Origin of the sequence: Catenulispora sp. GAS73, from assembly GCF_041262085.1 — a bacterium.
In the GTDB taxonomy this organism is placed as follows: Bacteria; Actinomycetota; Actinomycetes; order Streptomycetales; family Catenulisporaceae; genus Catenulispora.
The window spans coordinates 520,294-544,400 of the sequence record NZ_JBGCCM010000002.1; the positions used below are offsets into that span (position 1 = coordinate 520,294).

20 protein-coding genes are annotated in these 24,107 nt (G+C 70.3%); 10 read left to right on the forward strand and 10 right to left on the reverse strand.

Features of this window, described 5'->3' with window-relative positions:
- Positions 1-31 precede the first annotated feature (31 nt).
- The gene (locus ABH935_RS04865) at positions 32-706 is read left to right on the forward strand and encodes a DUF3800 domain-containing protein (protein ID WP_370376524.1); all 675 of its coding nucleotides are present in this window, start codon (positions 32-34) and stop codon (positions 704-706) included.
- Positions 707-862: 156 nt separating this feature from the next.
- On the opposite strand, the gene ABH935_RS04870 is transcribed toward ABH935_RS04865, so the two are convergent.
- Positions 863-2,446: a methylmalonyl-CoA mutase gene (locus tag ABH935_RS04870; RefSeq protein ID WP_370376525.1), complete on the reverse strand. Its 1,584-nt coding sequence runs from the start codon at positions 2,444-2,446 to the stop codon at positions 863-865.
- Between the two features lie 233 nt (positions 2,447-2,679).
- A complete protein-coding gene (locus ABH935_RS04875) occupies positions 2,680-3,930 on the reverse strand; it encodes a cytochrome P450 (RefSeq protein ID WP_370376526.1) in 1,251 nt (416 codons plus the stop codon).
- 372 nt (positions 3,931-4,302) lie between these two features.
- Here ABH935_RS04875 and sdhC point away from each other — a divergent pair, with 372 nt between their 5' ends.
- From sdhC to ABH935_RS04910, 7 genes are all read left to right on the forward strand, one after another.
- Positions 4,303-4,701: a succinate dehydrogenase, cytochrome b556 subunit gene (gene sdhC, locus ABH935_RS04880; protein ID WP_370376527.1), complete on the forward strand. Its 399-nt coding sequence runs from the start codon at positions 4,303-4,305 to the stop codon at positions 4,699-4,701.
- A gap of 8 nt (positions 4,702-4,709) precedes the next feature.
- Positions 4,710-5,162 (forward strand): succinate dehydrogenase hydrophobic membrane anchor subunit, encoded by a 453-nt coding sequence (locus tag ABH935_RS04885; protein ID WP_370376528.1) that lies wholly within the window; start codon positions 4,710-4,712, stop codon positions 5,160-5,162.
- An 8-nt stretch (positions 5,163-5,170) separates the two neighbouring features.
- Positions 5,171-6,934, forward strand: coding sequence for a succinate dehydrogenase flavoprotein subunit (gene sdhA / locus ABH935_RS04890; protein WP_370376529.1), 1,764 nt, complete (start codon positions 5,171-5,173; stop codon positions 6,932-6,934).
- Positions 6,934-7,707, forward strand: a complete 774-nt coding sequence (locus tag ABH935_RS04895) for a succinate dehydrogenase iron-sulfur subunit (protein WP_370354214.1) — start codon at positions 6,934-6,936, stop codon at positions 7,705-7,707. The genes sdhA and ABH935_RS04895 overlap by 1 nt, the downstream gene beginning before the upstream one ends.
- Positions 7,708-7,889: 182 nt before the next feature.
- Positions 7,890-8,330, forward strand: coding sequence for an SSI family serine proteinase inhibitor (locus ABH935_RS04900; protein WP_370376530.1), 441 nt, complete (start codon positions 7,890-7,892; stop codon positions 8,328-8,330).
- Positions 8,331-8,409: 79 nt separating this feature from the next.
- Positions 8,410-8,910 (forward strand): SigE family RNA polymerase sigma factor, encoded by a 501-nt coding sequence (locus ABH935_RS04905; RefSeq protein WP_370376531.1) that lies wholly within the window; start codon positions 8,410-8,412, stop codon positions 8,908-8,910.
- 11 nt (positions 8,911-8,921) lie between these two features.
- Positions 8,922-9,788, forward strand: coding sequence for a hypothetical protein (locus ABH935_RS04910; protein WP_370376532.1), 867 nt, complete (start codon positions 8,922-8,924; stop codon positions 9,786-9,788).
- Between the two features lie 31 nt (positions 9,789-9,819).
- On the opposite strand, the gene ABH935_RS04915 is transcribed toward ABH935_RS04910, so the two are convergent.
- From ABH935_RS04915 to ABH935_RS04935, 5 genes are all read right to left on the reverse strand, one after another.
- The gene (locus tag ABH935_RS04915) at positions 9,820-10,446 is read right to left on the reverse strand and encodes a response regulator (RefSeq protein ID WP_370376533.1); all 627 of its coding nucleotides are present in this window, start codon (positions 10,444-10,446) and stop codon (positions 9,820-9,822) included.
- A gap of 592 nt (positions 10,447-11,038) precedes the next feature.
- The gene (locus ABH935_RS04920) at positions 11,039-12,355 is read right to left on the reverse strand and encodes a sensor histidine kinase (protein WP_370376569.1); all 1,317 of its coding nucleotides are present in this window, start codon (positions 12,353-12,355) and stop codon (positions 11,039-11,041) included.
- A gap of 80 nt (positions 12,356-12,435) precedes the next feature.
- Positions 12,436-13,158, reverse strand: coding sequence for an ABC transporter permease (locus ABH935_RS04925; protein ID WP_370376534.1), 723 nt, complete (start codon positions 13,156-13,158; stop codon positions 12,436-12,438).
- Entirely contained in the window at positions 13,155-14,120 is a 966-nt protein-coding gene (locus tag ABH935_RS04930) for an ABC transporter ATP-binding protein (protein ID WP_370376535.1), read from the reverse strand. The genes ABH935_RS04925 and ABH935_RS04930 overlap by 4 nt, the downstream gene beginning before the upstream one ends.
- 221 nt (positions 14,121-14,341) lie before the next feature.
- Positions 14,342-15,436, reverse strand: coding sequence for a glycosyltransferase (locus tag ABH935_RS04935; RefSeq protein ID WP_370376536.1), 1,095 nt, complete (start codon positions 15,434-15,436; stop codon positions 14,342-14,344).
- Positions 15,437-15,851: 415 nt separating this feature from the next.
- On the opposite strand from ABH935_RS04935, the gene ABH935_RS04940 reads away from it, so the two are divergent.
- Entirely contained in the window at positions 15,852-16,412 is a 561-nt protein-coding gene (locus tag ABH935_RS04940) for a LysR family transcriptional regulator (protein ID WP_370376537.1), read from the forward strand.
- A gap of 51 nt (positions 16,413-16,463) precedes the next feature.
- On the opposite strand, the gene ABH935_RS04945 is transcribed toward ABH935_RS04940, so the two are convergent.
- The 3 genes from ABH935_RS04945 to mshB form a co-directional block, all read right to left on the reverse strand.
- The gene (locus tag ABH935_RS04945) at positions 16,464-20,042 is read right to left on the reverse strand and encodes a VanW family protein (RefSeq protein ID WP_370376538.1); all 3,579 of its coding nucleotides are present in this window, start codon (positions 20,040-20,042) and stop codon (positions 16,464-16,466) included.
- 286 nt (positions 20,043-20,328) lie between these two features.
- Entirely contained in the window at positions 20,329-20,901 is a 573-nt protein-coding gene (locus ABH935_RS04950) for a hypothetical protein (protein ID WP_370376539.1), read from the reverse strand.
- On the reverse strand, positions 20,901-21,872 hold the full coding sequence (gene mshB / locus ABH935_RS04955) for an N-acetyl-1-D-myo-inositol-2-amino-2-deoxy-alpha-D-glucopyranoside deacetylase (RefSeq protein WP_370376540.1): 972 nt from the start codon (positions 21,870-21,872) through the stop codon (positions 20,901-20,903). Before mshB ends, ABH935_RS04950 begins: the two co-directional genes overlap by 1 nt.
- A 75-nt stretch (positions 21,873-21,947) precedes the next feature.
- On the opposite strand from mshB, the gene ABH935_RS04960 reads away from it, so the two are divergent.
- Complete coding sequence (locus ABH935_RS04960) at positions 21,948-24,104, forward strand: prolyl oligopeptidase family serine peptidase (RefSeq protein WP_370376541.1); 2,157 nt, start codon at positions 21,948-21,950, stop codon at positions 24,102-24,104.
- Positions 24,105-24,107 lie beyond the last annotated feature (3 nt).

Consider the following 24,107-nt stretch of genomic DNA (forward strand, 5'->3'; position numbering starts at 1 on the left):
GGGCGATTCGAACAGATTTAGCGTCTGGCGCATGAGTTTTCGCATGTACTACGTCGACGATTCGGGCGACAACAAGGCGGGTATCGCCGTCTACTCCTGGATCGAGGTCGACCCCGAACAGGCCATGACCGCATTGGCTGTCTGGCTCCGATTCCGCGGTCGCCTGTTCGAACTCCACCAAATTCCGGAAGAAGTCGAGATCCATGCGGTGAAGTTTCTGAGCGGTCGCGGCCGTCCGTCAGCGGAGGAAAAAGTGAACAAATCCAAGGAATTGCGCCACGAGATCTTCCTCGACGCGCTCAAGACGATCAGTGAGCTGCCCGGGGTCAACGTAGGCGCTGTCTACCGGAGATCCCCACACAGACCAAGCCGCTTCGCAGACGTCATGCGAGACACATTCTGCAAGTTGGTGCTCGGCATCGACAGAAGGCTGTTCCTCACAGGACTTCAAGGGGTCATGATCATCGACGGCGAGGGCGACAGTAGCTGCCGTGAGTACTTTCGCCTGTTCCGGGGCCTCGACCTCAGCGGGCGACAGCTCATCGGGGGCCCGCTGTTCCAGCCGTCCGACGAGAGCCAGTGGGTCCAGATCGCGGACATCGTCGCCTACACCGCCTTCCAATCAGTGATCAGGCGGCCGGGCAGGGAGTTCTGCTGGACGTGGTACGAGGACTACATCGACCCCGATGGCCCTCGGGAAGTCTGAAATGGCAAAGGTCCCGGCCAATGGCCAGGACCTTGCTTAGCCAGCTGCGGTGGTCCCGCGTCAACGGGCCGCAGCTACACCACCGACTGTAGCCGCCTGAAGCCCCGATCGCACGGATCGGGGCCGATCCGCCCCATTCGCCACCCCAAAGAGTGACTAAAAAGCATCCGCTGGCACATAAGTCCCCCACACCTCCCGCAGCGCATGGCTCACCTCGCCGCCAGTCGCCCGCGCGGCCAAAGCCTCCCGCATCGGATACATCACGTTCTCCGTGTCCGTCCCCGCGGCGCGCTTCATCGCGTCCAGGGCCTTCGACACCGCCGCGTTGTCGCGCTCGGTGCGCAGCTTCGCCAGGCGTTCCGCCTGCTGGGCTTCGATCGCGGGGTTCACGCGCAGGGGTTCGTAGGGTTCCTCGACGTCGATCGTGTACTTGTTCACGCCGACGACTGTGCGCTTTCCGCTGTCGATCTCCTGGGTGATCTGGTACGCCGAGCGCTCGATCTCCTGCTTCTGGAAGCCCGCCTCGATGCCGGCGACGGCCCCGCCGTAGTCCTCGACGCGTGCCATCAGCTCCAGCGCCGCGGTCTCGACTTCGTCGGTCATGGCCTCGATGGCGTAGGAGCCCGCGAAGGGGTCCACCGTCTTCGTGACGTCCGACTCGTACGCGATCACCTGCTGCGTCCGCAGCGCCAGGCGCGCCGCCTTCTCCGTCGGCAGGGCGATGGCCTCGTCGAACGAGTTCGTGTGGAGCGACTGCGTGCCGCCGAGCACGGCGCCGAGGCCCTGCAGCGCCACGCGTACCAGGTTGACCTCCGGCTGCTGCGCCGTGAGTTGCACTCCGGCCGTCTGTGTGTGGAAGCGCAGCATCTGCGACTTCGAGTTCTTCGCGCCGAACTCGTCGCGCATCACGCGGGACCAGATGCGGCGCGCTGCCCGGAACTTCGCGATCTCCTCCAGCAACGTTGTGCGGGCGACGAAGAAGAACGACAGCCGGGGCGCGAAGTCGTCGACGTCCAGTCCCGACGCCACGGCCGCGCGTACGTACTCGATCCCGTTCGCCAGAGTGAAGGCGATCTCCTGCGCGGGGGTCGCCCCCGCCTCGGCCATGTGGTAGCCGCTGATGGAGATGGTGTTCCACTTCGGGACTTCGCGGTGGCAGTACTGGAAGACGTTCGACACCAGGCGGAGGGACGGCTTCGGCGGGAAGATGTACGTCCCGCGGGCGATGTACTCCTTCAGGATGTCGTTCTGGATGGTGCCGGTCAGGCGGTCCGACGGCACCCCCTGGTCCTCGCCGACCAGTTGGTACATCAGCAGCAGGACGGCGCCCGGGGCGTTGATCGTCATCGACGTGGAGACCTCGCCCAGGGGGATGCCGTCGAACAGCACGCGCATGTCCTCGACCGAGTCGATCGCCACGCCGACCTTGCCCACCTCGCCGGCCGCGATCGCCTCGTCGGAGTCGTAGCCCATCTGGGTCGGCAGGTCGAAGGCCACCGACAGCCCCATGGTCCCGGCGTCGATCAGCTGGTGGTAGCGCCGGTTGGACTCCGCCGCGGTGCCGAAGCCGGCGTACTGGCGCATCGTCCACGGCTTGCCGGTGTACATCGTCGGGTACACTCCGCGGGTGAACGGGAAGGCGCCCGGCTCCCCCAGCTTGGCGGCCGGGTCCCAGCCGCTCAGCGCGGACGGGCCGTACACGGGCTCGATCGGCAGGCCGGACTCGCTCAGCGATGACACCTTCGGCGCTCCTAACGGCTACGGGGCTCGCGGCGAGGGAACGCGGCCTCCTGACCGCAGGTTATTCGGTACGCCTAAAGCGCACCAACGGACAGCCTTGAAGCGCACGTCACCCGCCGATTGCACCCCATGCCACCAGCCCGGCGCCGCCTGCGGTACCCCTACCGACCCCAGCCTTCAGACGTACCGCTTCAGACGTACGACCTCGGGCGTACGGCCCGAGACGTACCGCCTCAGACGTACCGCACCGGCAGCGCCTTGATCCCGTTGATCCACGCCGACCGCAGCCGCCGCACCTCGCCGTCCGGAGCCAGCCCCGGCGTCAGATCGGCCAGCGCCTCGAACATCAGGTTGATCTCCATCTTCGCCAGGTTCGCACCCAGGCAGTAGTGCGGCCCGCCGCCCCCGAACCCGAGGTGCGGGTTGGGGTCGCGGGTGATGTCGAACGTGTGCGGGTCCGAGATCACGCTCTCGTCGTAGTTCGCCGACGAGTACAGCATCACCACCCGCTGCCCGGCCTTGACCTCGACGTCCCCGACCAGGGTGTCGGCCGCCGCGGTGCGCTGGAAGGAGATGATCGGCGTCGCCCAGCGGACGATCTCGTCCGCGGCGGTCTTGGGCCGCTCCTTCTTATAGAGCTCCCACTGCGCCGGGTTGTCGAAGAACGCCCTCATCCCGTGCGTGATCGCGTTCCGCGTGGTCTCGTTGCCGGCCACCACCAGCATCATCACGAAGAAGCCGAACTCGTCGTCGTTCAGCTTCCCGAAGCCGTCGCCGCGGTCGGCCTGGATGAGCTTGGTGACGATGTCGTCCTCGGGGTGCTCCCGCCGCTTCGCCGCCAGCTCCATCGCGTACACCAGCAGCTCGATGGAGGCGTTCTTGCCGTCCTCCTCGCTGACGTTCAGATCCGGGTCGTCGTAGCCGGTCATCGTGTTCGACCACTCGAACAGCTTCCAGCGGTCCTCCTGCGGCACCCCGATCAGGTCGGCGATCGCCTGCAGCGGCAGCTCACCGGCCAGGTCCGTGACGAAGTTCCCGCTCCCCCGCTCCGCCGCCTCGGCGACGATCCGGCGTGTGCGCTCCTTCAGCACCGACTCCAGCGCGTTGATCGAGCGCGGGGTGAAGCCGCGCTGGACGATGTTGCGCATCTTGGTGTGGTCCGGGGCGTCTGCGTTCAGCATGATGACCTTCTGCATGTCCAGGTCTTCGCGCGTCACGCGGGGGCCGAAGCGCACCAGGGCGGTGTTCGGCGAGGAGGCGAACAGTTCCGGGTGCGTGGAGACGTACTTGACGTCGGCGTGGCGCGAGGCCACCCAGTACCCGTCGTCGCCGAACGGCTGCTGGGAGTCCGGGGTGGCGCACCACCACAGCCGCGCGGTCCGCCGCAGCTCGGCGAACTCCTCGAACGGCATCCGTTCCTCGTACAGGTCCGGATCGGTGAAGTCCCGGTTCACCGGGATCGCGGGCTTGGTCGTGACGGACATGCGAGCGCCTCCCGGCCGAGTCTTCTGACGGGTTGTCAGCTTCCGGTGTAGGGGCACCGTAATAACGTGTTCTAGTTTCCGCAATACCCATCGCGCCCGCGGTCGTTACCGCCCCGCAACCTGCGCACTCGCACCGCGTCCGCGACGTATTTAAGCCAACGAAAACGTTGGCAAATCCCTCACAGGCCCTGATGCAACCCATTCGGCGTGCGGGCCCTGAGGAGTTGGTCACACTCGGCTTGCGAGTCCGTTTTGTCCACTTGATGATCGTTAGCATGACCGCTGGCATCGAAGCCTGTCCGCACGTCATGACAGCTGCGCACGGTATCGGTAGCCGTCTCGTCAGCTACTTCACCACCTGAGAGGCTGGGCATGGCAAGCGGAGCTCAGGGCGCCAAGGGCACCCTCTACCGCGGCCGGGAAGGCATGTGGAGCTGGGTCGCGCAACGCGTCACCGGCGTCCTCGTGTTCTTCTTCCTGTTCGCACACGTGCTCGACACGGCGCTGGTCCGCGTCAGTCCGCACACGTACAACCAGGTCATCGGCACGTACAAGAACCCCGTGGTGAACCTCCTAGAGGTCGGCCTGGTCGGCGCCGTCATGTTCCACGCCTTCAACGGCCTGCGGATCATCGCCATCGACTTCTGGAGCAAGGGGCCGAAGTACCAGCGCCAGCTGCTCTGGGTCGTCGTCGGTCTGTGGGCGGTGCTGATGCTCGGCTTCCTGGAGCCGATGATGCAGCACACCTTCCACGAGTGGTTCGGGTGGTGACCGGTCCTATGTCCTCTTCTCACATCGCACTCGAACCGCCGCGCACCGGCAACCCCGGCCGCTCCCGGCGCTTCCGCAGCCGCAAGGGCCCGGGCCAGGTCACCCGGGGCAACTTCGAGCTCTACTCCTGGCTGTTCATGCGGGCCTCCGGGGTCCTGCTGGTCTTCCTGGTCCTGGGCCACCTGTTCATCATGATGGTCACCGACGGCGGCGTGGAGAAGATCGGCTTCGCCTTCGTCGCCGGCCGCTGGGCCTCGCCGTGGTGGCAGTTCTGGGACCTGCTCCAGCTGTGGCTGGCCATGATCCACGGCACCAACGGCATGCGCACGGTCATCAACGACTACGCCGACAAGGACCGCACCCGCGCGATCCTCAAGGGCCTGCTGTACACGGCCTCCGTGCTGACGATCTTCCTCGGCACCCTGGTCATCTTCACGTTCGACCCGAGCATCAAGGGCTAGGCGCGCGCATGGCACCTCAGATCCACACTTACGACACCATCATCGTCGGCGCCGGCGGCGCGGGCATGCGCGCGGCCCTGGAGGCCTCCAAGCGCAGCCGCACGGCCGTGCTGACGAAGCTGTACCCGACCCGCTCCCACACCGGCGCGGCGCAGGGCGGCATGTGCGCCGCGCTGGCCAACGTCGAGGACGACAACTGGGAGTGGCACACCTATGACACCGTGAAGGGCGGCGACTACCTGGTCGACCAGGACGCCGCCGAGATCATGTGCAAGGAGGCGATCGACGCCGTCCTGGACCTGGAGAAGATGGGCCTGCCCTTCTCCCGGACCCCCGAGGGCAAGATCGACCAGCGGCGCTTCGGCGGGCACACCAAGGACCACGGCAAGGCGCCGGTGCACCGGTCCTGCTACGCCGCGGACCGCACCGGCCACATGATCCTGCAGACGCTGTACCAGAACTGCGTCAAGCAGGAAGTCGAGTTCTACAACGAGTTCTACGTCCTGGACCTGCTGCTGCACGAGGACGCGGACGGCACCAAGTACGCCGCCGGCGTCGTGGCGCTGGAGCTGGCCACCGGCGAGATCCACATCTTCCGCGGCAAGGCCGTCATCCTGGCCACCGGCGGCTTCGGCAAGGTCTTCAAGACCACCTCGAACGCGCACACCCTGACCGGCGACGGCATGGGCATCGTGTGGCGCCGCGGGCTGCCGCTGGAGGACATGGAGTTCTACCAGTTCCACCCGACGGGCCTGGCGGGCCTGGGCATCCTGCTCACCGAGGGCGCCCGCGGCGAGGGCGGCATCCTGCGCAACGCCGACGGCGAGCGCTTCATGGAGCGCTACGCCCCGACCATCAAGGACCTGGCACCCCGCGACATCGTCGCGCGCTCCATGGTGCTGGAGGTCCGCGACGGCCGCGGCGCCGGGCCCAACAAGGACTACGTCTACCTGGACCTGACGCACCTGCCGGCCGAGCAGATCGAGGAGAAGCTGCCGGACATCACCGAGTTCGCCCGCACCTACCTCGGCGTCGAGCCGACGACGGAGCTGGTGCCGGTGTACCCGACGGCGCACTACGCGATGGGCGGCGTGCCGACCAACGTCTCCGGCGAGGTGCTGGCCGACAACGACACCGTCGTGAAGGGCATGTACGCGGCCGGCGAGGTGGCGTGCGTGTCGGTCCACGGCTCCAACCGCCTGGGCACCAACTCGCTGCTGGACATCAACGTCTTCGGCCGCCGCGCGGGCATCCACGCCGCGGAGTACGCGGTCGGCGCCGAGCTCAAGCCGCTGCCGGCCGAGCCGGAGCAGGCCGTGGTGTCGATGGTCGAGGGCCTGCGCACCTCCACCGGCCACGAGCGCGTCGCGCAGATCCGGTCCGAGCTGCAGACCACGATGGACCAGAACGCCGGCGTGTACCGCAACGACGAGACGCTGGCGCAGGCCGAGAAGGACGTCAAGGAGCTGCAGCGCCGGTACCGGGACGTCGCCGTCCAGGACAAGGGCAAGCGGTTCAACACCGACCTGCTGGAGGCCGTCGAGCTGGGCTTCCTGCTGGACCTGGCCGAGATCCTGGTCCTCGGCGCCCGCAACCGGACCGAGTCGCGCGGCGCGCAGGCCCGCGAGGACTACCCGACGCGGGACGACGTGAACTGGCAGAAGCACACGATGGCCTACCGGGAGAAGGACGGCGAGGGCGGTTACAAGATCCGCCTGGACTACAAGCCCGTCATCGTCACCCGCTACCAGCCGACGGAGCGTAAGTACTGATGAGTACCGCAACTGTGCAAGAGCACGTCGAGACGTCGGCCTCCGGCAAGGCCGGCATCGCGATGATGACCATCACGGTCCGCATCCGGCGCTACAACCCGGAAGTCGACGCCGCCCCGCACTGGGTCGACTACCAGGTCACCGCGGACCCGACGGCACGCATCCTGGACTCGCTGCACAAGATCAAGTGGGAGCAGGACGGCTCGCTGACGTTCCGGCGCTCCTGCGCGCACGGCGTCTGCGGCTCGGATGCGATGCGGATCAACGGCAAGAACCGGCTGGCGTGCAAGGCCCTGGTGAAGGACCTGAACCCGAGCAAGCCCATCACCGTCGAGCCGATCCAGGGCCTGCCGGTGCTGAAGGACCTCGTGGTCGACATGGAGCCGTTCTTCCAGGCCTACCGCGACGTCAAGCCGTTCCTGATCGCGCACGGCAACGAGCCCACGCGCGAGCGGATCCAGTCGCAGAAGGACCGCGACCGCTTCGACGACACCACCAAGTGCATCCTGTGCGCGGCGTGCACCACGTCGTGCCCGGTGTTCTGGGCCGACGGGCAGTACTTCGGCCCGGCGGCGATCGTCAACGCGCACCGGTTCATCTTCGACTCCCGCGACGACGGGGCGAACGAGCGCCTGGAGATCCTGAACGACCGCGAGGGCGTGTGGCGCTGCCGGACCACGTTCAACTGCACCGAGGCGTGCCCGCGCGGGATCCAGATCACGCAGGCCATCGCCGAGGTGAAGCGGGCGCTGATCACCCGCAGGGTGATTTGAGCTGTTTGATCTTTTTAAATGTCTCGACCTGATTGACCTGCTTGACCTGTTACACCGCGAAGACCCGCCGAGAGTGAATTCGGCGGGTCTTCCGCTTTTGCGGCGGCGGTTCGCGGGACGCTGGGAGGTGCTGCCCGTCGGCCGATCCGTGGCCGGCGGCATCTCCGACGAAGGGATCGACGATGCGCCGCTTCGCAGCCGTCACCGTCACCGCGCTGCTCTCCGCGGCGGGGCTCACCGCCGGGGCCGGGGCCGCTCAGGCGTCTGACGGCTTCACGGTTCACCTGCTCGGCGGTCTGCACCTCAAGCGCGTGGACGCCACGAGCGGGCAGACGCAGGTCACGTACTTACTGTGCACATCCACCACGACGGAGGGCGCGGCGCCGGTGATCCACGGTCTCGGCGGGCTGAAGGACGCAACCTCGGCGTGCGAGCAACTGGCCGCGGTGCACGGGAACTTCGACGCGCTGTCGGTGCACCCGACGTGGCTGGCGCCGGCGGTGGTGGCGCCGGTGGAGGCCAGGGCGGCGGGAACGTGGGAGGGTGCCAGGGTCGCGTGGAGTCACAAGTACACGAATGGCGGATGGCTGGCCAGAGCGACCGGGGATGTGTTCGCGTTCTGAGGCACTGTCTGCTCGGCGCGTGACGCAACCCTCTGCGTCCGCCGCTTCGTCAGTGGGGTGACCACGGAGGGAGCGGCGGATGCGGGAAGAGCGCGAGCGGGAGTTCGACGAGTTCGTCCTCGCACGGCAGCAACGGCTGCTGCGCACCGCGTATCTGTTGTGCGGGGACTGGCATCTGGCCGAGGACCTGACGCAGAACGCGCTGGCGAAGGTGTACCTGGGCTGGAACCGGATTCAGCGCCTGGAGCAGATCGACGCTTACGTGCACCGGATGCTGTTCCGGACCTTCGTCGACACCTACCGGCGGCGCCGGAGGCGGGAGATCTTGAGCGCGGCGGTACCGGACGTCGCTGGCATTGGCACTGCCAGCGACGTCCGCCTGACTCTACTGGCCGCGCTGGCCGAGGTCACGCCGCGCTACCGCGCCGTGCTGGTCCTGCGGTTCTGGGAGGACCGCAGCGTCGCCGAGACGGCTGCGGCGCTCGGCATCTCCGACGGCTCGGTGAAGTCGCACACCCACCGTGGTCTCCAGCAGTTGCGCTCGGTCCTCGGGGACCAGGCGCTGGATCTCACCTCGTGAGGAGGCCGAGCATGCACGACCACGGGCAGGAACACGAACGAGGACAGGAACTCGAACGAGGACAGGAACTCGAACGAGGACAGGAACTCGAACGGGGAACCGAGCAAGACCACGACCAGAGGCAGGACATCGAGCACTGGCTCGCGGCGGCGGCGCCGGAGGAGGTGCCGGTCCTGGTCGACCTGCACCATCGAGCCCGGGCCCTGGGACGGCGTCGGCGGATGCGGCAGCGGGTGCTGGCCGCCGGCGGGGCGGGCGTCACCACGGCTGCGGTGGTCGCGGCGGTCTTCGTGGTGGGGCACGCGAGCCCGGGCGCGGCTGTGGACCGCGCGACGGCACCCCCGACGCCGATGCCGTCGAAACCGCTGGGCACCAACTGGGGCTTGACCCGCGAGGACGACCAGCCGACGGCGCAGGCGGCCGTCAAGTCCTTGGAGGCGGCGCTGCCGGCCGGCAGCACGGTGAAGAACGTCAAGGCCTTCGCCGACAGCCCGGCGCAGAAGAAGTTCACCGGCCCCCTGTTCGGCATCATGCTCGATGTCGTCGAGCCGTCCGGCCGGGCCTACAGCCTGCAGGCCGGCATCACTCAGGGCCCTTACAACGAATCCTGGTACTGCGACAAACCGAATCAGTGCAGCGACGCCCGATTCCTCGGACACGACGTCGAGTGGCAGTCCTCCCCGGCGAACACGTCCAGCTACGACGGCGTGTTCGACATGACCTTCACCATCCGCGGCGTCACTACCGACTACAACTTCAAGTTCCACGCCCAAAACAAGAACCTCTCGAAGCTCCCCGGTACCCAGGAGCTCCGGACGATCGGTCTGAACGAGAAGCTCGGCGAAGCGCTGGTGGCCGCGTTCAAACAGGCCCCGTGAGCCTGGGACGCCCAAGCCCAAAGCGCCCGGATCACAACCAGCCGCGCTGCTGCGCCGCCTGGACCGCCTCGGTGCGGTTCCGGGCGGCGGTCTTCTGGATGCAGGCCGACAGGTAGTTGCGCACCGTGCCCTCCGACAGGTGCAGCCGCCGCGCGATGTCGGCGATGGTGGAGCCGTCGGCGGAGGCGGCGAGGACGTCGCGCTCACGCGGCGTCAGCGGATTCTCCCCGGCGGCCAGCGCTGCGGCGGCCAGGTCCGGGTCGATGACCCGCTCCCCGCGCAGCACCTTGCGAATCGCCGCGACCAACTCCGCCACCGGCGCGTCCTTCACCAAGAACGCCGAAGCCCCCGACTCCATCGCGCGCCGCAGGAACCCGGGCCGCCCGAACGTGGTCAGGATGATGATGCGCACCTCCGGCAACGCCCGATGCAACACGTCGGCGGCATCAAGCCCGGACATCCCCGGCATCTCGATGTCCAGCAACGCCACCCGCACATCAGCAGCCTTCGCCGCCGCCAGAACTTCGTCGCCCCGCCCCACCTCCGCGACAACCTCCAGGTCGTCCTCAAGATTGAGCAGCGTCGCCAGGGCGCCGCGCACCATGGCCTGATCCTCGGCGAGCAGCAGGCGGACGACGTCGGCGGGCGCGGTGGTCATGGAGCCAACCTACCGGGAACGAAACAGCCGCATCCCGCCGCCGCACGCGGCTGCATCCGCACTGCCCGACCTCCACGCACAGCCTCACGCGCACATGGCCGGGTGCCCGCAAAGCCAGCCCTGCCACATATGCCGCAAAACTTCATCGGCGCCGCAGACTGCCTCATCCACCATCGCCGAGCCGCGCTCGCGTGACCCGGCCGCGGCGCCGGACTCATCCGCCATCACCCGACCGCCGCAGACAGCCCCTTACCCGCCACCACCCAGCCGCGCGCCCAGCCTCGCGCACCATCACCCGGCCGCCCCACATGCCCGGCCAGCCAGCCGCGAGCCCCATCCCCGCAGCCGCAAGACCGCCCCGCACAGCGCTAAACCGCGAGCCCCATCCCCGCAGCCGCCCGACCACCGCACACTGCCGCGTCCCACCGCCGCAGACAGCCTCATCCGCCATTACCCAGCCGCGCGCCCAGCCTCGCGCACCATCACCCAGCCACCGCACATGCCCGGCCAGCCAGCCGCGAGCCCCATGCCCGCAGCCGCCCGGCCGCCGCACATTGCCGCATCCGCCGCCGCCCGGCCACCGCCCCCAGCGCTAAACCGCGAGCCCCTTCACCGGCGCCGCCGCCACCAACCGGAAGTCCCCATCGTTCCCGCCCACCGACAGCCGGCCGCCGACCTCGTCCAGCCGCTCGCGCAGGCCGGTCAGGCCGTGGCCGCCGCAGTTGTCCGTGCCTCCGACCGTGGCTGCCAGGCCGCGGCCGTCGTTGCGGACGGTGAGCACCATCTCGTCGGCGGTGCGCACCAGGGTCACGTGCACGTGCTCCGCGGCGCTGTGCCGGATGGCGTTCGTCACCGCCTCGCGTAGGCACCAGGCGAGGGCCGATTCGCTCTGGGCGTCGAACTCGCCGGTGGCGGCGGCGACGTCGGGCGAGGCGTCGAGCTTGATGCCGGCCGCGTCCAGGGCCAGGTGGGCCGAGGCCACCTCCACCGCCAGTGTCGCCCGGCGGTAGCCGCTCACCGCTTGGCGGATGTCGGTCAGGGTCTGGCGCGAGACCTGCTCGATCTCGCGGACCTCCGTGAGCGCCGCGTCCAGGCGCGGGGTCGGGCCCTTCGGCGCCACGTCGCGGGCCTTGGCCAGCATGCGCTGGGCCAGTTCCGCCTTCAGTGTGATGGTCGCCAGGGAGTGGCCGGTCAGGTCGTGCAGGTCGCGTGCGAGGCGCAGGCGCTCCTCGTTCGCCGCCAGGTGTGCGACCTGGGCGCGGGCCTCGCGGAGCTGGCCGATGAGGATCGCCATCTGCCGGATGCCGGTGGTGGCCATCCCGGCGAAGAAGGTCGGCAGCGTCAGCAGCAGCCAGTCGGAGGAGTTCGCGCCGGAGATCACCTCGCAGAACGCCAGCATCGCGACCACCGCCGCGATGCCCTTGAGTGCCTGGTGCCGCTCCAGCGGCAGCCCGAGCCCGGCGCCGGTGCCGACGTAGATCCACAGCCCGGCCAGGTCCGAGTTGACCCAGACGCTCGTGCCGAAGGCCACGACGCCCATGACGGTCAGCACCGGCACCACCGCGCGCGTGTTGCGCACCGGCATGCCGATCTCCCCGGACTTCGGGTACACCGCGTACGCCAGCCCGCAGTACAACATCGCGAAGGCCACGACCAGCGCGAAGTTCAGCACCTTCCAGCCGAGCGAGCGGTCCGCGTGGACCGCGTTCTGCAATGGCTGGATCAGGTAGATCAGCCAGACGGCGGCGAACAGCCACTTGTACTTGCCGGGCTGCCCGACCCGCGGTGCCCGCATCGCCAGCGTCGGGTCCGCGTAGGCCGAACGGCCGGCCCTTTCCGCGGCGCCGGCCATCCCCTCCTCGGCCGTCGCCGACGGCCCCTCGGCCGACCGCTCGTTCCCCACGTCCATCACCTCCGTATCGTGCCTCGCCTACGGGTTCCCTCCGCAACCCGGCGGGGTCCCCGGTACCGGAGACCCCGCCGGGCACATCACTGTTCCTTCGCCGACCGGTACGAGAAGACCGCCAGCAGGGCGAAGAGCACGCCCCAGCCCAGCACCACGACGATCGACGTCGCCGAGACCTTGCCGCTGCTGATGATGTCCGTCCCCAGCTTGTGCGCCTGGTACGTCGGGAACCACTTGCCGATCTTCTCAAGCGTGCCGCCGAGCGGGAACCACAGGCCGCCCAGGATCGCCATCGGGAAGAACACCAGCATCACGGCCGGCTGCGCGGTCTCCGGGTCGAACCGGTAGCCGATCGCCACCGCCAGCGAGACGAAGGTCATCGACGCGATCCACAGCACCAGGGCGTTCACGACCCACTTCCAGGCCGGCATCTCCACGTGGTTCAGGAACGCGCCGATCCCGAACACCACCAGCACCGACGGGATCGTCGTGGCCAGCGAGGTGACCACCTTGGCGAAGACGTACCCCCACCCCGGGAGCGGGGTCAGCCGCAGCTGCCGCGTCCAGCCGGACTTGCGCTCGGTGGCGATCCGGATGGAGTTGTTCATCAGGGCCCCGGCGAACGCGCCGTACGTGGCCATCGCCAGCATGTAGTAGGCCTTGAAGTCGACCCCGTCGGCCTGTGTGCTCTGCTTGCCGATGATCAGGTACAGCGCCGCCGGCATCGCGATCGCGAAGATCAGGTAGCGGCCGTTGCGGATCACCCGCAGCACGTCCAGCTTGGTGAGCGTCAGCGTGGCACTCATCGCGCCGCCTCCAGAGTCGCAGTGTCGGTGTCCCCGACGGAGTTGTCCTCGGCGGTGATCGCCAGGAAGGCCTGCTCCAGGCCCAGCGCCTGGATCTCGATCTCGGCCGGCCGGTACCCGGCGTCCAGCAGCGCGTACAGCGTCGCGTCGGAGTCGGAGGACTGCAGCCGCACGATGTCCGCCTGCCGCTCCACGTGCACCAGGTTCGGCAGCCGGTGCAGCACCGCGTCCGGCACTCCGGGCAGCCGGAACGACAGCCGCTTGGCGCCGGCGCTGGCCTTGATCTCGGCCGCCGAGCCGTCGGCGAGCAGCCGGCCCTTGTTGATGACGATGACGCGCTCGGCGAACTGGTCCGCCTCTTCCAGGTAATGCGTGGCGAACAGCACCGTCTTGCCCTCGTAGGCGCGCTCGCGCATGGTCGCCCAGAACGCCTGGCGGTTCTCCACGTCCATCCCGGTCGTGGGCTCGTCCAGGACGATCAGCGGGCTGTCGCCGATGATCGCCATCGCGAACTGCACGCGCTGCTGCTGCCCGCCGGACAGCTTGTCCACCCGGCGGTCGCCCAGGTCGGCGATGTTCGCCCGCTTCAGCGCCTCGGTGACCGGGATCGGCCGCGGGTGCAGCTTCGCCCACAGCTCGACCTGCTCGCGCACCGTCACGTCGCTCATCAGGCCGCCGGACTGCAGCATCGCCCCGACCATGCCGTGCTTGATGGCGTCGGCGGCGGTGCCGCCGAACAGCGCCACCCGGCCGGAGTCGGGCCGGCTCAGCCCGAGCAGCATGTTCAGCGAGGTGGACTTCCCGGCGCCGTTCGGGCCGAGGAAGGCAATGGTCTGGCCGGGCTGCAACGCCATCGTCAGGTGGTTGACGGCGTGCACCGGCCCCTTGGGCGAGTGGAAGGTCTTGCTCACGTTCTCGAACTCGACTACCGCCCCGTCCGGGCTTCGAGTGTCTCGTGGCATGTCAGGCGTCCCCAGTGTCGTCAGTGGTGTGTGGCTGTGGGCCGCACGCTTTCGGCGTTCGACCTCCATGACACCACCGTGACCAGGGCCGCAACCATTGTGGAAGCTCGTGAAAACGGCATGACAGCTGTCATGGCCCAAGGGGTGAGAACCGCACTGAGAACCGCACCGGGCGCCCGGCGACGATCGGCACCGAGACCGGCGCCGGACGCCCGCGGCGGCTATCCGGCCAGCACCGATCGGTACAACTCACTGACATGCGCGGCCTGCTCGGCGACCGCGTACCGCTCCAACGCGCCCGGCGGCGCCGAGCGGTCCACCGGGGTCAGGTCCGCCGCCTCGCGCAGCGCCGCGACGAACGCGTCCGGCCGCGACGGCACCCGGGCGGCCCGGTCCCCCAGACCCGACAGTCCGTCCAGCGCCGGGGAGTCGGAGTAGACCGCGGGCAGCCCACACGCCACGGCCTCCAGCGGAGCCAGCCCGAAGGTCTCCGACGGCGAGGGCGAGGCGAACACGTCCATCGCCGACAACAGATCCTTGATCTCCAGCATCCCGCCGCCGACGTCCCCGGTGAAGTGCACGCGGCCGGGCATCATCTCGTGCGCCAGCCGCTGCAGCCGCGCGCGGTCCGGACCGGCTCCGACGATCAGCGCGATCGCGCCGTCGATCCGGCCGGCCGCCTCGATGAGCACCTCGAAGTGCTTGTCCGGGTCCAGCCGGCCGACACCGCCGATCACGAAGGCGCCGGAGTCGATGCCGAGGATCTTGCGCACCAGGGTGCGCGCGTTGGGATCGAAGCGGAACTCGCGGATGTCGATGCCGTTCTCTATCACCTCGACCCGCTCGATCCGCCAGGCGCGCAGGTAGTCCGCGACGGCCTGCGAGACCGCTATCGTCACCCGGCCCATGCGTTCGGAAGCCCGGTACATGGCCCGGACGCCGAGCCGGTCCTTCGGTCTGCCCTCGATGAGCTCCCTGCCCAGCGAGTGCTCGGTGGCGACGATGGCGCGCACCCCGGCCATCCGCGCGGCCAGCCGGCCGTACAGGTGGGCCCGGTACAGGTGGGTGTGCACGATGTCGAAGCCGCCGTCGCGGACCAGCTTCACCAGGTGCATCAGCGACGCCATGTCGCGGTTGGACGGCATGCGCAGGTCGTGGACCCGGAACCCGTCGGCCCGGATCCGCTCCCCGACGCGGCCGCCCTCGGTCAGGCACACCACCTCGCACTCCTCGGGCAGGTGCTGTAACAGCGTGGCCAGCTGGCGCTCGGCGCCGCCGGAGGCCAGGCCGGTGATGACGTGCAGGATTTTGGTCATACGGGGCCGCCTTCCTTGCCCCGCGCGCCGGGACGCGGGCGGGCGGCAGCCGACGGGCCTGCGCCGTCGCGGGCGCCGGCGCGGGGACGGGCCGTGGGGTGAGGTCCGGGGCGGGCACCCGAACCGGGGACGGGGACGGCGGCGGTGGCCGCAGCGGCGGCGGCGAGATCAGAGGTTTGATCCGAGGATGGGCGGCGATACCGGATAAGACCCCCACCGAGCCGTGCGTGCGCACGGCGAAACGCGCCCTGCCATCGGTTCCCCCCGGAATCCGCTGTGAATCCACCGTCGGCCGTCCCCATAGCCGGATCCTAAGAGCCCTCATTTATGTTGACAACGGCACCGTCGGGCGACTGGTTCACCTCCGTCCGATGTTCGGCCCATGTCAACCGTTACAGTCCGGTCGTTTCAGCGAGTGATCAGCAGCGCCGGCGAGGCGATCGCGAACGCCTCGAACGCGGCGGACGTGAAACTGTTCACCCGCTCCCGGGCCGGAATGACCCTGACGGCGGCGGGGCGCGCGCTCGCCGCCCGTGTCCCAACTCTGCTGAGTAGGTGGGATATTGCATTCCGCAAGACCCAAGCAGCCGCGCGCATGTCAGAGAAAACACTGCATGTGGGTTTCCTCGCAGCGGCCGCGAACGAGGCCACCCCGGAGATCGTCGCCGAGTTCGCTAGGCGGCGTCCCGGTTGGAAGACCCGTATGCGGCAGGCGGACTGGGGCGATCCAAGCGCGGGACTGGCCCAGGGTCTGGTGGAGGCGGCGATCCTGCGTCTTCCGGTACCGGACGCCGTGGGTTTACATATCAGGGAACTGTTCAGCGAACCGCGTTGGGTGATCCTGTCCGCCGCCCACCGGCTGACCGGACGCGACCGGATCGCCGCGAGCACGGTCGCGTGGCGGGTCGGCGAGGACGCCGATCCGGCGGTGCGGGATTTCGTCTCGTGCTGCGTGGACGTGATCGCAAAGAATTGAGAAACCTCAGTAGAACTGCGCGCCACATCACCACACCCCCTCAGTACCCCCTCAGTGCCGCGACGACGGCGCCCCCAGCAGCCCGCCCAGCAGCGATCCGTCCGACGCACTCGACGCCGGGGGCTCGGCCGGCGTCCCGGACGCCGCGCCGCCGGTCGGGCTGGGGGCGTTCGGGCTGCTGGTGGTGGCGCCCTGCGTCGCGGTCGGAGCGGACTGCGAGGTCGCGGCGCCGCCGGTCGGCGTTCCAGTGGGGGTGCCGACCGTGGCGCCGTTGGCCGTCGAGGCGCCGCTGCTGCCGGGCGCGCCGCAGATCACCTTGTCCTGCGCGGCGTAGGAGCTGTGGAACACCTGGCGGATCGGGTCCTGGCCGCTCTTGGTGAGGGTGCGGGTGACGTCGACCTGGAACCCGGGGACGCCGTCGCCGGCGACACAGGACTCTGCCAAGGAGTACGTGGTCTTCGGCTGCACCAGCGCGTAGTGCGGCGAGGTCTCGGTCTGGACCGAGTCGTACGCCTTCTGTCCGAGTACTGCGACGGTCACCGCGTTCTCAGTGGAACTCGTCCAGAGGTAGACAGGAGCGCCGGAATCGTTCTGGAACTTCAGATCCACGTCCGGGTACGCCACCGCGGCCTCCATCCCGGGCGGGAAGTGGTCGGTCACGGTCGCGTGCGGATGGTGCTCCACATCCTTGAGCCCGGCCAGGTACTCGGCGTTGTACAGCGCGGTGGCGACCAGCGAAGTGCCCGCGCCGATGTCCTGCGCCGGGGTCGAGGTTCCGGACTGAGCGGCGGGGAGGAAGCCGTTCGTCGCCGTGCGCGCGCCGAGGACCTGGTTCAGGCTGAACACCTGGCCCGGCTGGAGGATCTGGCCGCGCACCAGGTCGGCGGCGCGCTTGACGTTGGCCGTGCGCTGCGTGGTGGCGCTGAACGGAGCGGTGTACAGGCCCATCACGTCGCGCACACCGAGCGCCTGCGCGGCCTCGGTGGTCAGGGCCGGCGGCAGCGGACCGATCGGCACCGTCGCAGTGCGCTGCGACGAGGAGGTCTTCGTCAGCACCGGCAGCACCGCGTTCTGGATCGCCTCGGGGGCGTAGCCCACGCCGTTCTTGCCCGGGACCAGGACCGGCTGGCCGCCGGAGACGGTGAACGAGGCGTCGGTCGGCGCCTGCTCCAGCTTGGCCAGCGCGTCGTGGTCGAGCTCGGCCCGGATCCCGGCGCCGTCGAGCTTCGGAGCCAGGCCGCCGTGGCCGTCCGGCTCGATCGCCAGATGGTGGCCGAGGATCGCGGGCTTCAGGACGGTGTGGATGCTGCCGGTGATCAGCGCCACCGACCCGGACATCGCGGGCCGCGCGAAGTCCTGCATGGCCTGCGCGACGGCGGCCGGGGTGACGGTCGGCTGGATGTCGTGGACGGCCAGGGCGACCGGCGGGGCGGGGAAGCCGGTGAAGGGCACGGCCGCTGCGACGGCGGCCGGGGCGGGGGTCACCGTACCCACCGGAGCGGAAGGCGAAGACGAAGACGGTGAAGAAGGCGACGAGGGCGTCACAGAGGGCTGTTTCACTCGGGACGCGGCAGAGCGATGCGCCGGCGAAAGCGCGGTCTTCGCAGGTGCCATCACATATGCCGCCGGAGCGGTCGGCAGCGGAACCGCGGGCGCCATGCTCGCCAGGTGCACCGAGGACACCCCGTTGTCGAAGGCGGAGACCACCGCGTCGACCGCCGCGTCGACGTCGATCTGCCGGCCGGGGCGCGGGGCGATCGGCGTCGGGACACCGCCGGGGAAGATGACGCTGCCGTCCACCATCGGCTTGTCGAAACCGGCCGTGAGATTCGTCAGCGCGGTCTTCAGCGCGGCGCGGTCGACGCTCACCTGTAAGGGGACCTCGCGACCGCTGCCGGCCAGCGCCGGGATGGCGACCGTCGGGTCGCTGCGGCCCGAGGCGGCGGCGGCGACCGTTCCGGCGTAGTCGATGTGCAGCCCGGACTGGTCCGGCGCGAGCTGGAACGTGCTGCCGTCGGCGGTCAGGCGCAGCGGTGCGTTCAGCGTCGGGCCGAGGGCCGCGGAGAGCTTGGCCTCGGCGGCGGTGCGCGTCATGCCGCCGATGGCGACGCCGTCCACGACCGTGCCCTTGGGCACCTGCCCCTCGAAGGCGAGCGCGGCGCCGTACAGCACGCCGCACGCGAGGGTCACCGACAGCGCGGACACCAGCGCCAGGCGCCCGCGGCGACGGCCGCGCCGGGAGCGGTGGTGGTCCGGGTGGTGGTCGGACCAGTGCTCCTTCGACAGCACTTTGGTGTCGTCGTCGCCGCCGGCGGCGTACTGCGTGTAGCCGGTGTGGCCGCCGCGCGGCGGGGCGGACACCGGGGCGGTGTGTGGCGCGGGCTTCGCCTGCGCCCCGACCCGCGGCGGCGGAACCGGACGCGTGATCGCCGGCGCGGTACGCCGGAAGTCAGACGCCGAAATCGCCGCGGCACCCATCGGCACCAACGACTCGGTCGACGGGTCGTAGAACGAGGACTCCCCGGACGAGTCGTGGAAGATGCCGCCGAGGTAGCGCATCCCGACCGGGCTCCGGCGCGCGGCTTCGTAGCCGGGAACCTGCGTCGGCACACCGTAGCGGCCCGCAGGCGGCGTGCTGGGGCCGTACTGGCTCGGCAGCGGCGCAGGCTGCGACGCCGCGGCTCCGGCGGCTTCCCCGCTCTGTGCCGGCACAGACGCAGCCGCAGCGGCCTGAGCACCGCTCGCGCGCTGCGCCTCCAACTCGCGCCCGATGGCGTCGAAGTCCCCGAAGAACTGCTCGACCGTGTCCGACAGCAGGTCCGCCTCGGCCCGGCTGGCCAGGTCCGGCGGCACCGACGCGGTGAGCCGCGCCGAGCGCGGCGCGGCCCGCACGCCGCCGAACGCGGCACCCGGCATCGGCACCACCATCGTCGCGGTGGTGAGCGCCAGCACGTCGCCGGGCAGCGCGGTCGCCTTGGCCGGGCTCACCCGGTGCAGCATCTGTGAGGCCTCGACGACCTCCTCGATCGCGGCGTCGCCGCGCAGCGTGGTCGACGGGACCGGCGGGACGTCCGGCAGCTTGATGCGCAGCAGCGCGCTGGCCTGATCAGCAGGCACGACGCGCAGCGGGCCCTCGCTCGGGCCCCACTCCGGCGCCCCGCCGCCGGCGCCGCCCGGCCCGACGCCCGGCCCGACCCCAGCGCCGCCGCCGGAAGCCGCCGCACCGCCGCTGAAGGCGTTCGGGCCGGCGTGCGAGAACGCATCCGGGCCGGCCGTGTCGGCCGCGTCGCCGGGACCGGCGAAGCGCTGCGCCGGGAAACCGCCGGAACTGCTCAGCGTGTCGGCACCGCCGCCGAAGCCGGACATGAGCCCGGTGCCGTAGTCGCCACCGCCGCCGTAGTCGAGGCCGCGCGCCTGCTCGGCGACCGGCTCGGTCCCGTCGCGGAACAGGGAGGCGTCATGGAACCCGGTCGACCCGGGACCGGGGACCGAGGCCGGGCCGGCCCCGAACGCGGGTTCGGCCGGCGGCGGCACCTCGTCGCGGAACAGCGGCGCGCCGCCGAACCCGTAGTCGGGCTGCCGGTCCGGATCAACGTCGTCTGCCTGGCGTCGGGGAAACTCGTCGTTCAAAATCGGTCGCCTCTGTCAAGGTCGGTCGCGCAGGGCCATCGGGCAGGGCCTACTAGCTGTGCCATCTAGCAGCGCGCCACCGGCCACCGAGAGTATTGCTCCGATCACAGTACTGTGATCAGCGGTGGTCACAGGGGCGTACGGGTGACATTGCCACGGCCGTGCGGCGCTGACCCGCCGGAATCCGGCGAGGCTTCACTCGATCGAGCGAGGAGGATTCCGCCTTAAGTCCGGTCCCTGAAAAGCCGGATTCGACGGTTATGCGACAGGGCGAACGCTCAGACGCTCACCGCGAACGGCTGGCGGCCTTGTCCGCGAGCCGGTCGGTCAGCTGCCACTGGTACACCAGCACCGCGATTCCGAAGGCGATGACAAGACCGCCGTACACGAAGATCTGTGCCGAGGAGGTATTGGCCAGGATCACGGTGCCGCTGTTGCCGACGCCGAACATGAGCACCGCGACGACCAGCAGCCAGCCGGCCGTCGGGATCCCGACGGCGCGCGGGGCGCGCAGCAGCGCCCCGCCGACCACCAGCAGCGCGGTGAACAGCACCAGGCCGATGAGCGAGCCGAGGGGGAAGGCGAATCCGCCGGAGCCGCCCTGGGAGGCGGAGGTCGGGTCCCCGGCGTCCAGCAGGCGCGGGCCGGAGCCGCCGACCCGCACCGTGTAACCCTGGATCATCGAGCCGATCAGGCCGACCACGGCCCCGGCCCCGCCGAGCCCGGAGAGCACCAGCGCGCGCCCCCGCGGGGACTCCGTACCCAGCCACGCGGCCCCGACCAGGCCGATCAGGCCGACCAGACCGGCCAGCACCACGACCACCGACACGCCGACCTCCGCTGCGCCCGAAACGTCCATCAGTCCTGGGAAGCCCCGGCAGCGGCCCCGTCCGCGATCCCGAGGCCGGCGAACAGGTCCTTCTCCAACTCGCTGTCCGAGCGCTCGGCGACGCCCTTCACCAGCTGGTAGAACTCGTGGGCCATGAAGTTCATGCCGATCGCGTTGGAGAGCGCGAAGAAGCCCTCCTTCATCGAGATCTGCGTGGGGTAGGCGCGCATGCCCTCGCGCTTGTTCTCCATGTACGCGCTGCCGTCGATGCCGGTGGTCACCAACGCGTCGTCGGTGCCGAAGGGCAGATCGTCCACCGAGTCCACGGCCAGGAAACCGCTGGTGTCCCCGGCCTCCTTCAGCAGGCGGATGCCCTCGGCCAGGGACGATTTCGGCATCGCGGTCCAGTAGATCTTCGTGATCTCCCAGGCCGCGCCGAGCTCCGGCGCGAAGTCCGGGTCGGCGGCCAGCTCGGCGGCGCGCATCGCGACGCGGTGGGCCTGGATGTGGTCGGGGTGGCCGTAGCCGCCGTTCTCGTCGTAGGTGACCAGGACCTGCGGCCGGATCTCGCGGACCACCTTCACCAGGTGGCCGGCGGCCTCGTCGAGGTCGGCGTGCCAGAACGCGTGCGGCTTGTCGTTGGCCGGCGTCCCCATCATCCCGGAGTCCCGGTAGCGGCCCACGCCGCCGAGGAACCGGTGGTCGGCCACGCCGAGCGCGGTCATCGCGTTCGCCAGCTCCACCACCCGCACGTCGGCGAGCCGGTCCTCGCGGTCGGCGGCCAGGTGCGCCAGCTCCGGCACCAGCACCTCGCCCTCCTCGCCGGCGGTGCAGGTGACCAGCGTGACGTGCACGCCCTCGGCGGCGTAGCCGGCCATGGTGGCGCCGGTGCCGATCACCTCGTCGTCCGGATGGGCGTGGACGAGCAGCAGACGCCGGGCGGCCGTGGGGCTCGCGGGGGGCGTGGCGCCCGCCGGCTGCGCGGTCGTGTTCGCGGTCATAGGGCAAGGGTACGCATACCTTCCCCGCCGCTCATGGAACAGCCCGGCGGTCGCCGGGGCGAATAGCATGACGGCATGGCTGACACCCCCTCGTTCCCCCGGCATTCGGCCCGGACCCAGCGCTTCACCCTCGGCGTGCCGCGCGCCTTCAGCATCGCCCCCGACGGCACGCGGATCGCGTTCCTGCGCGGCAAGCACGGCACGGACACCGCGACCTGCCTGTGGGTCCTGGACCCGGCCAGCGGCGAGGAGCGGCTGGTGGCCGACCCGATCGCGCTGCTCGGCGGCGCGGGCGAGGAGCTGACCGACGAGGAGAAGGCCCGCCGCGAGCGCTCGCGGCAGGGCGCGGCCGGCATCGTCGGCTTCGCGGTCGACGCCGATCTGAGGCACGCGGCGTTCGCGCTGTCCGGGCGGCTGTTCGTGGCCGACCTCACAGAGACGGACCCGGCGCGGGCCGTGCGCGAGCTGCCGACCCCGGCCGGCGTGGCCGACCCGCGGCCGAACCCGGCCGGCACGCACGTGGCCTACGTGGCTGGCGGTGCGATGCGGGTGATCGGCCTGGACGGCGCCGGCGACCGCGCGCTGGCCGAGCCGGAGACGGACACCGTCACCTACGGCCTGGCCGAGTTCATCGCCGCCGAGGAGATGGACCGCTTCCGCGGCTACTGGTGGGCCCCGGAGGGCGACCGGCTGTTCGCCGAGCGCGCCGACGAGGCGCCGATCCAGACCTGGTTCATCTCCGACCCCGCGAACCCCGGCAAGGAGCCGGCGGCGGTGCGCTACCCGGCGGCCGGGACGAACAACGCGGCGGTCTCCGGCGTGGTGCTCGGGCTGGACGGCTCGCGGGTGGACGTGGCGTGGGAGGACTCCTCGCCGTACCTGACCACGGTCCACTGGTCGGCCGGCGGCGACCCGGTGCTGGGCCTGATGAACCGCGAGCAGACCCGGATCACCCACGCGCTGCTGGACCCGGACACCGGCATGGTGACGCTGCACGGCGAGGAGTCGGACCCACGCTGGGTGGACATCGTCTCCGGCGTGCCGTCCTGGATCAGCGGCGCCGACGACGGCGACGAGGAGCCGACGGCCGCGCTGGTCACCGTCGGGGCCCGGGAGGGCTCGAACCGCGTCCTGCTCGACGGCGAGCCGCTGACGCCGCCGGAGCTCCAGGTGCGCGCGGTGCTGGCGGTCGGCGAGCACGGCGTGCAGTTCAGCGCCAGCGCCGACGACCCGGCCGAGGTGCACGTGTTCCTGGCTTCCCGGGACGGCGTGGTGCGTCAGCTCACTGAGACGCCCGGCGTGCACTCCGCGGTGTTCGGCGCGGACCTGGCCGTCATCAGCTCGGCGTCGTTCACCGAGCCCGGCTCCACCGCGCGCGTGGTGCGCTTGGACGAGGACGGCGACGCGAAGGACCTGTGCACGGTCCGCAACGTCGCCGAGACCCCCGAGCTGAAGCTGAACGCGACGCTGGTCCGGCTCGGCGAGCGGGAACTGCGCGGCGTGCTGGTCCTGCCGACGGGCCACGTACCGGGTACCAAGCTGCCGATCCTGCTGGACCCCTACGGCGGCCCGCACGCGCAGCGCGCACTGGCCTCGCACAACATGCACCTGGGCTCGCAGTGGCTGGCCGACCAGGGCTTCGCGGTGCTGGTCGTGGACGGCCGCGGCACGCCGGGCCGCGGGCCGGAGTGGGACCGCGCGATCTACCGCGACTTCGCGGGCCCGGTGGTGCAGGACCAGGTGGACGCCGTGCAGGCGGCGGCCGCGCAGAATCCCGACCTGGACCTGACCCGGGTCGCGATCCGGGGCTGGTCCTTCGGCGGCTACCTGTCGGCGCTGGCGGCCCTGCGCCGTCCCGACGTGTTCCACGCCGCCGTGGTCGGCGCCCCGGTCACCGACCAGCACCTGTACGACACCTGCTACACCGAGCGCTACCTCGGCCACCCGGACGCCGAGCCGGAGGTGTACCGCCGCAACTCGGTCGTGGTCGGCACCGAGCCCAGCGGCTGGGCCGAGCAGCACCGGCCGCTGATGCTGATCCACGGCCTGGCCGACGACAACGTGGTGGTCGCGCACACACTGCGGCTGTCCTCGGCACTGCTGGCCGAGGGGCGTCCGCACGAGACGCTGCTGCTGTCGGGGGTGACGCACATGACGCCGCAGGAGGTCGTCGCGGAGAACCTGATGCTCCTGCAGGTCGACTTCCTCAAGCGCGCGCTCGCCGGAAGCTAGCCG